This is a genomic window from Pseudomonas silensiensis, assembly GCF_050434865.1.
GTDB lineage: Bacteria > Pseudomonadota > Gammaproteobacteria > Pseudomonadales > Pseudomonadaceae > Aquipseudomonas > Aquipseudomonas fluorescens_W.
Map to the genome: position 1 here is coordinate 1 of NZ_JBNDJH010000046.1, position 11142 is coordinate 11142.

Here is an 11142-nt window from a genome sequence, read left to right on the forward strand (position 1 = left end):
CAGGAGTAAAGGAGCGGCGTTGTTTGGTCATCTGACACCTCGATCTGGCGAGCATTCTCGCCTAAATGGGTGTCCGGTTTCATTAGACCACTACAACCTGAATTATCGAGTCGAACACCACATTTAATAACAACACAGATCGGCCCCCTTTCCCCCTCTCCCCCGTGGGGAGAGGGCTGGGGTGAGGGGGCGATCCTGAGCCCGACACACAATCCACGATCACCCGATCAAAGCTTCGCTTTCACCGCCCCCAACGCATCCTTCCCATCTACGGTCTTCACCCCATCCAGCCACTTATCCAGCACCGCCGGATTAGCCTTGATCCACGCCTTGGCCGCATCAGCATTGCTGACCTTCTTGTTCACCACCTCGGCCATGATGCTGTTCTCCATTTCCTGGGTGAAACTCAGGTTGGTCAGCAGCTTGCCGACGTTCGGACAGGCCTGTGCATAACCTTTGCGGGTCAGGGTATGGACGCTGCCGGTGTCGCCGAAGTACTTCTCGCCGCCCTTGAGGTAATGCATTTTCAGTTGCACGTTCATCGGGTGCGGGGTCCAGCCGAGGAAGGTCACGAACTTCTGTTTTTTCACCGCGCGAGACACTTCGGCCAGCATTGCCTGCTCGCTGGACTCGACCAGTTTCCACTGGCCCATGTCGAAGTCGTTCTTCTTGATGATTTCCTGCAAGGAGATGTTGGCGGGAGCGCCGGAGCCGATGCCGTAGATCTTCTTGTCGAACTTGTCGGCGTATTTGTTCAGGTCGGAAAAGTTATGCACACCCGCATCCCAAACGTAATCCGGGACGGCGAGGGTGAATTCGGTGCCATCGAGGTTCTTAGCCAATTGTGTGACATCGCCGGTGGCCACGAACTTGTCGTAGAAACCCTGTTGTGCTGGCATCCAGTTACCGAGAAACACGTCGACCTGGCCATCTTTCAAGCCGCCAAAGGTGATCGGCACCGCCAGCGTGTCGACCTTGGCCTTGTAGCCCATGCCGTCCAGCAGAAACCCGGTGATGGCGTTGGTCGCGGCGATGTCGCTCCAGCCAGGGTCGGCCATTTTCACCGTCTCGCAACTCTGATCGGCATACGCTGATGCACTGCCCAGAGCCAGAAGCCCGACCGTCATTGCTGTGGATAACCTACGCATGGCATTCCCCTTAACATTATTGGTTTTGGCAGGGTTGTGGATAACGTGCTTTACGCTCCAGATCGTCGAGGTCGATGTGGTTGCGCATGTACTGCTGACTAGCGTCCACCAGCGGCTGGTGATCCCAGCTCTTCAGTTTGCCGATGGTTAATGCATCGGCGACAAAACGTCGGCGCCGTTGGCTGGCGAGCACTTGTTGGTGGATCGCCGGGATATCCCATTTGGCTCGGGCTTCAGCGAGAAATTCATCGAAAACCGGCCGATGTTGCGGCGATTTGCTGAGTTCTTCCAGTTCGCGCGGGTCGTTATGTACATCGAAGAGTAGGCAAGGGTCGTCTTCGCTGTAGATGAATTTGTAGGCGCCGCGACGAATCATCATCAACGGGCTGATGGTGCCTTCAGCCATGTATTCGCCAAAGACCTCGTCGTGACCGCCCTGCCCTTGCAGGTGCGAGACCAGCGAGCGGCCATCCAGCGGCAGTCCCGGCTCCAGCGAACCGCCGGCCAGTTCCACGAAGGTCGGCAACAGATCGGCAGTGGAGACCGCAGCGCTGACCCGACCAGCCCCGAATTGCCCCGGCGCACTGATCAACAGCGGCACGCGGGCGGCCATTTCGTACCAGTGCATTTTGTACCAGAGCCCACGCTCGCCGAGCATGTCACCGTGGTCACCAGAGAACACAATGATGGTGTCATCGATCAGGCCGGTTTCCTCGAGTGTTTGCAGGAGTTTGCCGACGTTGCTGTCGATATAGCTGCACGCACCGAAGTACGCACGGCGTGCATCGCGAATCTTATCCACAGGCAGCGGTTTGTCCCACAGGTCGTAAACCTTGAGCAAACGCTGGGAGTGCGGATCGAGTTCGGACTGGGCCGGGGTTTCAGGCAATGGGATGTCGGCGTCGTCGTACATATCCCAGAAAGCCTTGGGAATGGTGTACGGGTCGTGTGGGTGAGTCATGGAAACGGTGAGGCAGAACGGCTGATCGCCATCCTCGCGGATGTGGTCGAACAAGTATTGCTGGGCCTTGAACACCACCTCTTCGTCGAAATCCAGCTGATTGGTGCGTACGCAGGGCCCGGCTTGCAGCACCGACGACATGTTGTGAAACCAGGTTGGACGCACGTCCGGCTCGTCCCAGTTCACAGACCAGCCGTAATCGGCCGGGTAAATGTCGCTGGTCAGGCGTTCTTCATAGCCGTGCAACTGATCCGGTCCGCAGAAATGCATCTTGCCCGACAGAGCGGTGCGATAGCCGAGTCGACGCAAGTAGTGGGCATAAGTCGGTACGTCGGCGGGGAAATCGGCCGCGTTGTCGTAGGCGCCGATCTTGCTCGGCAACTGACCGCTGACCAGGGTAAAACGCGACGGCGCGCACAGTGGGCTGTTGCAATAGGCGGCGTCGAACACCACGCCTTCGGCGGCGAGGCGGCTGAGATTGGGCAGTTTGATGGGCGAAGGGCCGTAGAACGGCAACATTGGCGCGGCCATCTGATCGGCCATGATGAAAAGAATATTCTTGCGCTTCATGTGATCGCGGCATTCCATAGTGAATATTTATGCGAGAGTGCTGCGATCGAGCATGTAGCCCAAGCAATTTGTGGTAAAGCCCATGCGCGGTAATGACTAGGATAAGCACAGTTTATGTATGACGCCCTTGGTGATTTGTCTCTGGATTTGCTCCGCGCCTTTGAAGCGGCGGCCCGTCAGCGCAGTTTCACGGCTGCCGCAGTGGAGCTTGGCACCACGCAACCGGCCATCAGCCAGCAGATCAAACGGTTGGAAGAACAACTCGGGACGCGGCTGTTCGACCGGATCTATCGCGGCATCGAACTGACCGAGGCCGGGACGATCCTGTTTGAGCAGGTTCAACTCGGATTGCAGAATATCGACGCAGGATTAAGCGCGATCAGCGCACAGCACCAGCACGAAGTGTTGCAGGTCGCCACCGATTTCGCCTTCGCCGCGTATTGGCTGATGCCGCGCCTGCACCGCTTCCATGCCGCCAACCCTCAGGTAGATGTCAGCCTGGTCACCAGCGAACGCAGCCTCAATATGCTGCGCACCGATATTGATGTGGCGGTGTTGTTTGGTGATGGCCGATTCAAGCAGGGCGAAAGCCATTGGCTGTTCAGCGAAGAAGTCTTTCCAGTGTGCAGCCCGCTGCTGTTGAAGGATCGTCCCCTGCCCTTGCCGGCCCAGTCATTGCTCGAGTTCCCGCTGCTGCACCTTCGAGGCGAAAACAGCAGCAACTGGTTCGACTGGAGCGGCGTGTTTCGAGAGTTGGGGATCGCTTCGGCACCTGCGCCCGGGCAATTGCGCTTCGACAATTACACGTTGCTGATTCAAGCGGCGATTGGCGGCCAGGGCGTGGCCATCGGCTGGCGGCACCTTGTGGATAACTTGCTGGCGCAGGGATTGTTATGCCGACCGATTGCGGAAACGGTGATTTCCAGGCTCGGCTATTACGTGGTCCTGCCCCAGCGGAAACGGCGTGGCGCGCTGATTCAACAGTTTGTGGACTGGCTGATGGCTGAGCAGGCCAGCAGTGCGCAATCGTTGAATGGCCTGCCGTTGCCGTCTATCGCTGTATAGCCTCGGTCGCGACGAAGGTTACGTGTTCGCCGACATGCAGGTTCAACCGCAACTCATCGGCAATCCCTGTCGCCACCCGGCTCAACCGTTCAAGCGGTTCGGCGAGGCCCGGCTCCAGGCTGCGGCTGATGTGGCTGAAGTGCTCGATGGTCAGCCCGGGCACCCCGCGCGGCGCATTGATCAGTGTCCAGTGCAAGGTGCTGCTTTGCAGGGCCTCGCGGATTTCTTCGGCGGCGTGGAGTTGCAGTCGATCTTCTATCTCCGGATCGTCGAGTACCTCGAAATCGCCCACCAGAAACAGCCGGGTAATCCCCGAGGCCTGCATGCCATCGATCAGCGCATCCACCGCCAGCACCTGCTCGACCGGGCCCGGTACGATGGATTTTTCCACGTGCTCGCTGCTCATCGGCAACCCGGGTGCATCCAGCAGACAGATCACCGCCGAACAACCGGCGACACTCTGCTTGACCCGCTTGGCATCGAACAAATCGCCAGTCTTGGTCCGCAATCCCGGGCGCGGCGCGAGCGCCGTCAGGTCATCGAGAATTGCGATCACTTCATGTTGGCGCCGCAGCATTTCAGCCATCAGCGCACTGCCCAGGCTACTCATGGCACCATAAAGCACCACTTTTACCACCGGGGTTTCGGCATTTTTCATGGCCGTGCTCCGTTCTTCCTATCTCTATGGCGTGTGACCTGTGGGAAACAACGCCGATTCGACTCGGTTCAGAGGGTTTCAAATGCAGCAGATCAAGGGTTACCACGCCCATGTCTACTTCGACGCCAACACCCTTCCTCAGGCGCGAGCCTTGTGTGAGCAGGCAGCGCAATTGTTTCCAGTGAAAATGGGTCGCGTGCATGAACGCCCGGTGGGCCCGCACCCGGACTGGAGCTGCCAGTTGGCTTTCGAGCCGCAATACATCGGCGACGTGTTGCCCTGGCTTGCGCTCAACCGCAAGGGTTTGGTGGTGTTCCTGCACCCGGTCACCGGCGACGATCTGCTCGACCACACCGAGCACGCCATCTGGATGGGCGCGATTCGACCACTGGATCTGTCTATTTTTTGATCAGTTTACAACTGTTCCTCGGCTTCGCCGGGCAAATGTTCGTCCAGATGCAGCCAGGGCAGTCGGTTGTCAGTCCAGATATGCTTTTCCGCGGGTGCCTGCTCGGGATGATCGAGGGTGGCGATGGTCACGTCGATGCTGTCCGGGCTCAGGTGCGAGATCAGCGCCAGCTGCGCCCCACAGTTGCCGCAGAAATACCGCACGCAGGGTGTTGAAGAGTTGTACTGCGCTGGCGTTCCTTTCACCCATTCAAAGGCTGACGCGGGCACGGTGATCCAGGTGGTCACGATCCCGCCGCTGACCCGTCGGCAAATCGAACAATGACAGTGGGCGATGTCGTGCAAAGGCCCACTGAATTGATAGCGCAGATGTCCGCAGTGGCAGCCGCCTGTATGAATGTCGGCCATGTTTTTACCTCCTGCCCCGTATTCAGGGACTTTGAACCCGTCCGACGACCGGTTGCACATCTGGTCAATGCTTTCATCCGCGAAAGCTGGCTGAAAGCTTCCCCGATTAGGATCGCCCCCACTACCGGCAACAGACCGGTCGGCCAATGCCAGTGTTTTATCGCTCGCACAGCCCATTTAACAACAACAATGGTGATCCTGATGTCCTTTGCTACCCGCCACTTCGCTGTCACTCCGCCCATACGCCTCGTGCTTCCCGTTCTGCGCTGACCCACCCGGTTCGCCCATTCCCTAGCCGCGCTATGCCTGGAGTATTCCCATGCTGACTTTCCTTGGCTTTGCCATGGTCATCACGTTCATGTTCCTGATCATGACCAAGCGCCTTTCCGCGCTGATCGCTCTGATCATCATCCCGATCCTGTTCGCGCTGTTCGGTGGTTTCGCGCCGAAGATCGGCCCGATGATGCTCGAAGGCATCACCAAGCTCGCACCGACCGGTGTGATGCTGATGTTCGCCATTCTGTACTTTGCCCTGATGATCGACTCTGGCCTGTTCGACCCGGCCGTGCGCAAGATCCTCAAACTGGTCAAGGGCGACCCGTTGAAAGTTTCGGTCGGTACTGCCGTGCTGGCGCTGATCGTGTCCATGGACGGTGATGGCGCCACCACTTACATGATCTGCGTGGCTGCCATGCTGCCGCTCTACGCCCGTATCGGCATGAGCCCGCGGATCATGGCCGGCCTGATCATCCTCGCCGGTGGCGTGATGAACATGACGCCATGGGGCGGCCCGACTGCTCGTGCCGCCAGTGCGCTGCATGTGGACCCGTCCGACATCTTCGTACCGATGATTCCGGCAATGCTGGCCGGCGTGGTGGCGATCCTGGCGATTGCCTACTTCTACGGTAAACGCGAGCGTGCACGTCTTGGTGAATTGCATCTGGTCGGTGATGAAGTCGACCACAGTGAAATCACCGTTTCGCAATTCCCGGATGCCCGTCGTCCGAATTTGATCTGGTTCAACGGCGCCCTGACCCTGGCCCTGATGGGCACCCTGGTCGCCGGTCTGTTGCCACTCCCAGTGCTGTTCATGGTGGCGTTCAGTATCGCGATGATCGTCAACTACCCGTGCCTGCAACAGCAGAAGGACCGCGTCGCGGCCCACGCCGGTAGCGTGCTGGCGGTGGTCGGCTTGATCTTCGCGGCCGGTATCTTCACCGGTATCCTGTCGGGCACCGGCATGGTCGATGCGATGTCGAAAAGCCTGTTGGCAGTCATCCCGGACTTCCTCGGCCCGTACCTGGCCGTGATCACTGCACTGGTGAGCATGCCGTTCACGTTCTTCATGTCGAACGATGCATTTTATTACGGCGTGTTACCGGTACTTGCGGAAGCCGCCAGCCATTACGGTATAACCGCGGTTGAAATGGCACGTGCCTCGATCGTCGGTCAGCCCGTCCACCTGTTGAGCCCGTTGGTACCTTCGACCTACCTGTTGGTGGCCCTGGCCGGTATCGACTTCGGTGATCACCAGCGTTTCACCCTGAAGTGGGCAGTGCTGGTTTGCATGTGCATACTGGTCGCCGCCTTGCTGATGGGGATTTTTCCGCTGTTCAGCACTCTATAGCCCAAGACTCACCATGACGGGTCCAGGCTTTGTTGTTTGAAGCCTGGGCCCTTCGTGGTTTAACACTCGCACAAAGGAATACACATGGAATGGCTGACCAACCCTGAAATCTGGGTTGCCTTCTTCACCCTGACCGCCCTGGAAATCGTCCTGGGTATCGATAACATCATCATGATTTCGATCCTGGTCAGCCGCATGCCCAAGCACATGCAACAGCGCACCCGGATTTTCGGCCTGGCGCTGGCCATGGTTACGCGGATCCTGTTGCTCCTGTCGATCACTTGGGTCATGCGCCTTACCGCCGACTTGTTCGAAGTGCTCGGCCAGGGTTTTTCCGGGCGAGACCTGATCCTGTTCTTCGGTGGTCTGTTCCTGCTGTGGAAGAGCTCGCAAGAGATGTACCACGCGCTGGAAGGTGAAGACGAAACCAATGAGCAGCCGGGTGGCAAGGGCGGCAAATTCTTCTACACCATCATTCAGATCGCGATCATCGACATCGTGTTCTCGCTGGACTCGGTCATCACCGCCGTGGGCATGGTGTCCCACGTACCGGTCATGGTCGCGGCGATCATCGTTGCCGTGCTGGTGATGATGTGGGCTTCCGGCACCATCAGCGAGTTCATCGACAAACACCCGTCGCTGAAGATGCTGGCGCTGTCGTTCCTGTTGATCGTCGGCACTGTGCTGATTGCTGAATCCTTCGACGTTCACGTGCCAAAAGGCTACGTCTACTTCGCCATGGCGTTCTCGCTGGCGGTGGAAGCGATCAACATCAAGATGCGCACCGCGATGGCGAAAAAGCGCAAGCAGCCAGACCCAGTAAAACTGCGCAAGGACATTCCGGGTCAGTAACCCGAATGCCATGTGATGACAAAGGGGCCTTCGGGCCCCTTTTTCATCTCTGCATCAAACTGTTTTCATGACAGTTTTGTTTCAATCGCTACTTTAGCTGTGCGATGCTGGCGCGCAGACCGTTAGCCAACTACAGCTTAAGTACACGAACGTAGAACGTCGCGCGGCACCGTCAACTTGCTCCTTTGGGGCGCTACCACCACAGGGGGCCTGCATGCTCACCCTGCTCAATTTATTATCTGCCGTGGCCTTGTTGATTTGGGGCACGCACATCGTCCGAACCGGCATCCTGCGGGTCTACGGTTCCAACCTGCGCCATGTGATTGGCCGGAACATGTCCAAGCGTTGGCTGGCGTTCATCTCGGGGATCGTTGTGACGGCGATGGTCCAGAGCAGCAACGCCACCGCCATGCTCGTCACCTCCTTTGTCGGTCAGGGCCTGATGGCGCTGACCCCGGCCCTGGCGACCATGCTCGGGGCCGACGTCGGTACCGCACTGATGGCGCGAGTGCTGACCTTCGACCTGTCATGGCTGTCACCGCTGCTGATCTTTCTTGGTGTGATTTTCTTCCTGTCGCGTAAACAGACCCGACTGGGCCAGATGGGCCGGGTCAGCATCGGACTGGGGCTGATCATTCTGGCGCTGCAACTGATCGTCGAGGCTGCCGCGCCGATTACCCAGGCCCAAGGCGTGAAAGTGATTTTCGCCTCGCTGACCGGCGACATCTTGCTGGATGCCCTGGTCGGCGCGCTGTTTGCGATGGTTTCCTACTCCAGCCTGGCCGCCGTCCTGCTGACCGCGACCCTGGCCGGTGCCGCGGTGATCAGCCTGCCCGTGGCCATCGGCCTGGTGATCGGCGCCAACATCGGCAGCGGCATCCTCGCCTTCCTCAGCACCAGCATGCAGAACGCCGCCGGCCGCCAGGTGGCGTTGGGCAGCCTGCTGTACAAGTTGATCGGCCTGTTGCTGATCATCCCGGTACTCGACCCGTTAGTGCACTGGATCGACAGCCTGGACTTCAGCCCTCAGGAAATGGTCATCGGCTTTCACCTGCTCTACAACACCGCACGCTGCCTGCTCTTGCTGCCAAGTGTCGGAGCGATGGCCAGGTTCTGTGCGTGGGTGCTGCCGGAGCGCCCGCAAGTCAACGGCACCGCCAAACCGCGGCATCTTGATCCGACGGCGCTGGTCACGCCCAGCCTGGCGTTGGCGAATGCCGCCCGGGAAACCCTGCGTATCGGCGACCTGATCGACAACATGCTCGAGGCCATGCTCGACGTGCTGAACGGCAAGCAAACCGCCGTTACCCAGGAAATGCGGCGCCTGACCGATGATGTGGAATCGCTCTACGGTGCGATCAAGCTGTATCTGGCGCAAATGCCCCGCGAAGACCTCAGTGAGCAGGACAGCCGGCGCTGGGCGGAAATCATCGAGCTGGCGATCAACCTTAAACTGGCCAGCGACCTCATCGAACGCATGCTGCGCAAGGTTCAGCAGCAGAAAACCTCGCAGCGCCGGTCTTTTTCCGAGGTCGGCCTGGAAGAGTTGGCGGGGCTGCACAGTCAGTTGATCTCCAACCTGCGCCTCGGCTTGTCGGTGTTCCTCAGTGCCGATAAGGAAAGTGCCCGCCAGTTACTGCGTGAGAAACGTCGCTTTCGCGCACAGGAACGCCGCCTGGCCCATGCTCACGTCAGCCGGTTGCAACGTAAGATCGTGCAGAGTATCGAGACCAGCTCGTTGCACCTGGAGTTGATTGCCGACATGAAGCGCCTGAATTCCCTGTTTTGCAGCAGCGCCTATGTGGTGCTGGAAACTTCCGACACCGGCGCACTCATTGTCGATGATTTGGCTGACATTACGCATTCACCCTGAACGTCCACAGTTGCCTGAAGTCTGTTGAACTTACGCTGGCCGTATGGAAGCTCGTTATGCGTTGTTTGTTGTTCGCCTGTCTGTTGCTTGGCTCATTCTCTTCATTTGCCCTGGATCGCTTTCAGGTCGAGGGCTATACGCTGCCCAACGGTCTGCAATTAATGCTCAAACCCGGCACCGAGCGCGGGCATGTGGCGATTCGTCTGGTGGTCGGCGTCGGCATCGATGATTTCAGCTGCGCCGACAAGGAGCTGCCGCACCTGCTTGAGCACTTGCTGTTCAGCGGCATCGACGCCACGGGCGAAGGCGGGCTGGAAGAACGCATGCAGGCCCTGGGTGGCGAGTGGAACGCCTACACCAGCAATGCCGACACGACGTTCGTCATCGAAGCCCCGGCGAAAAACCAGCGCAAGGTCCTCGACCTGCTGCTGGCGCTGCTGACCCAGACCCGAATCGACGACAACGCCATCAACGCCGCCAAACAAGTGGTCGAGCGCGAAGACGGCGGCCATTATTCGCACCTGCAACGCTGGCTGGATCGCCAGGATCTTGGCCACACGGCGAGTAATCAGCTGGCGGTGGAACTGGGCCTCAAATGCCCCGAGCGGCCGGAGGTCGATCACCTGACCCGCGATCAGCTGGAAAAGGTACGCAAGGCCTGGTACGCGCCCAACAACATGACCCTGATCGTCGTCGGCGACCTCGACCGGTTGTTGCCGGCCTATCTGGAGCGGTCTTATGGCGCGCTTGAAGCGGTCGACCCGACCGATCACCCGCCCCTGCCGGCGATCCAGGCCAGTGCTGCCCATGAGCGCACTCTGAGTCACGGTTTTGTCGGCGGCAGTGCCAAGTTGCATTGGCTGGTGCCAGAGCCGGTGCTGGAAGATCGGCACGACGAAACCTTCGACTTGCTCAAGGACTATCTGGACTGGGCGCTCTACCGCAAATTGCGCCTGGGCCATGGCTTGTCCTATGGGCCTTCGGCCGAGCGCGAGGTGTTTGGCGGTGTGGGCTTCATGAGCCTGAACGCGGACCTTGATCGTGACGACGTGCCGGAGGCCGAGCAGGTGCTGGATGATCTGAAGGCCGGGTTGCTCAGGGACGGTCTCAATGCCCGCACCTTCAACCGCCTCAAGGAGGCCGCCATCGCCCGCCAGGCCTGGGCCGTGCAAGGCAACAGCGCGTTGGCCGATTATTACTGGAGTGCCCTTGGGGACTACGAGGATGGCCGTTTTGCCAACCCGGCCAAGGAACTGCAAGGGGTGACGCTGGAGGCAGCAAACAAGGCCATGCGTGAATTGCTGATGCAGCCGGGCTACCTGCGGATCGAAAAGCCGTTGATCAGTGATGATCAGCTTATGTGGGCGATTGCCGGGGTGTTCGGGTTGCTTGTACTCAGCCTGTTGGCTTGGCGAGTACATCGCCGAAAGTAACAGTTCCCTGTGGCGAGGGAGCTTTTGTGGGGGGGGGGTAAATACCCGCCCCCCACCCCAGCGGGTACACGGGGGTTGTGATCGGGTAGCCGCCCCTCGCCCCGCCGCCCCGCGGGGGGTACCCCGTGGAGGATTTTTC

10 protein-coding genes are annotated in these 11142 nt (G+C 59.3%); 6 read left to right on the plus strand and 4 right to left on the minus strand.

What is annotated here, in order from left to right; all coding sequences use genetic code 11:
- Window positions 1-227 precede the first annotated feature (227 nt).
- Window positions 228-1148, minus strand: coding sequence for a choline ABC transporter substrate-binding protein (gene choX, locus QF010_RS33840; protein ID WP_008155658.1), 921 nt, complete (start codon window positions 1146-1148; stop codon window positions 228-230).
- A gap of 16 nt (window positions 1149-1164) precedes the next feature.
- Entirely contained in the window at window positions 1165-2679 is a 1515-nt protein-coding gene (betC, locus tag QF010_RS33845) for a choline-sulfatase (protein WP_033059735.1), read from the minus strand.
- Window positions 2680-2793: 114 nt separating this feature from the next.
- Here betC and QF010_RS33850 point away from each other — a divergent pair, with 114 nt between their 5' ends.
- Window positions 2794-3744, plus strand: coding sequence for a choline sulfate utilization transcriptional regulator (locus tag QF010_RS33850; RefSeq protein WP_033059739.1), 951 nt, complete (start codon window positions 2794-2796; stop codon window positions 3742-3744).
- Here QF010_RS33850 and QF010_RS33855 read toward each other — a convergent pair.
- Window positions 3731-4402 carry an NAD(P)-dependent oxidoreductase gene (locus QF010_RS33855; RefSeq protein ID WP_033059740.1) on the minus strand — a complete coding sequence of 224 codons (672 nt, stop codon included), beginning with the start codon at window positions 4400-4402 and terminating at the stop codon, window positions 3731-3733. The genes QF010_RS33850 and QF010_RS33855 overlap by 14 nt on opposite strands.
- Before the next feature lie 82 nt (window positions 4403-4484).
- On the opposite strand from QF010_RS33855, the gene QF010_RS33860 reads away from it, so the two are divergent.
- On the plus strand, window positions 4485-4811 hold the full coding sequence (locus tag QF010_RS33860) for a DOPA 4,5-dioxygenase family protein (protein ID WP_033059741.1): 327 nt from the start codon (window positions 4485-4487) through the stop codon (window positions 4809-4811).
- A 5-nt stretch (window positions 4812-4816) separates the two neighbouring features.
- Here QF010_RS33860 and QF010_RS33865 read toward each other — a convergent pair whose 3' ends face one another.
- Window positions 4817-5218 carry a GFA family protein gene (locus QF010_RS33865; RefSeq protein WP_429534829.1) on the minus strand — a complete coding sequence of 134 codons (402 nt, stop codon included), beginning with the start codon at window positions 5216-5218 and terminating at the stop codon, window positions 4817-4819.
- Window positions 5219-5537: 319 nt separating this feature from the next.
- Between QF010_RS33865 and QF010_RS33870 the strand changes: the two genes are divergently transcribed.
- From QF010_RS33870 to QF010_RS33885, 4 genes are all read left to right on the plus strand, one after another.
- Window positions 5538-6845, plus strand: coding sequence for a CitMHS family transporter (locus tag QF010_RS33870; protein ID WP_429534830.1), 1308 nt, complete (start codon window positions 5538-5540; stop codon window positions 6843-6845).
- Window positions 6846-6929: 84 nt separating this feature from the next.
- Window positions 6930-7697 carry a TerC family protein gene (locus QF010_RS33875; protein ID WP_033059745.1) on the plus strand — a complete coding sequence of 256 codons (768 nt, stop codon included), beginning with the start codon at window positions 6930-6932 and terminating at the stop codon, window positions 7695-7697.
- 214 nt (window positions 7698-7911) lie between these two features.
- On the plus strand, window positions 7912-9570 hold the full coding sequence (locus QF010_RS33880; RefSeq protein ID WP_429511458.1) for a Na/Pi cotransporter family protein: 1659 nt from the start codon (window positions 7912-7914) through the stop codon (window positions 9568-9570).
- 56 nt (window positions 9571-9626) lie between these two features.
- Complete coding sequence (locus QF010_RS33885) at window positions 9627-11003, plus strand: M16 family metallopeptidase (protein WP_033059757.1); 1377 nt, start codon at window positions 9627-9629, stop codon at window positions 11001-11003.
- Window positions 11004-11142: the final 139 nt, after the last annotated feature.

Excerpts from the sequence above, each read along its gene's own strand:
- choX (WP_008155658.1), bottom strand. The coding sequence starts at position 1,148 with ATGCGTAGGTTATCCACAGCAATGACGGTCGGGCTTCTGGCTCTGGGC.
- betC (WP_033059735.1), bottom strand. The coding sequence starts at position 2,679 with ATGAAGCGCAAGAATATTCTTTTCATCATGGCCGATCAGATGGCCGCG.
- QF010_RS33850 (WP_033059739.1), top strand. The coding sequence starts at position 2,794 with ATGTATGACGCCCTTGGTGATTTGTCTCTGGATTTGCTCCGCGCCTTT.
- QF010_RS33855 (WP_033059740.1), bottom strand. The coding sequence starts at position 4,402 with ATGAAAAATGCCGAAACCCCGGTGGTAAAAGTGGTGCTTTATGGTGCC.
- QF010_RS33860 (WP_033059741.1), top strand. The coding sequence starts at position 4,485 with ATGCAGCAGATCAAGGGTTACCACGCCCATGTCTACTTCGACGCCAAC.
- QF010_RS33865 (WP_429534829.1), bottom strand. The coding sequence starts at position 5,218 with ATGGCCGACATTCATACAGGCGGCTGCCACTGCGGACATCTGCGCTAT.
- QF010_RS33870 (WP_429534830.1), top strand. The coding sequence starts at position 5,538 with ATGCTGACTTTCCTTGGCTTTGCCATGGTCATCACGTTCATGTTCCTG.
- QF010_RS33875 (WP_033059745.1), top strand. The coding sequence starts at position 6,930 with ATGGAATGGCTGACCAACCCTGAAATCTGGGTTGCCTTCTTCACCCTG.
- QF010_RS33880 (WP_429511458.1), top strand. The coding sequence starts at position 7,912 with ATGCTCACCCTGCTCAATTTATTATCTGCCGTGGCCTTGTTGATTTGG.
- QF010_RS33885 (WP_033059757.1), top strand. The coding sequence starts at position 9,627 with ATGCGTTGTTTGTTGTTCGCCTGTCTGTTGCTTGGCTCATTCTCTTCA.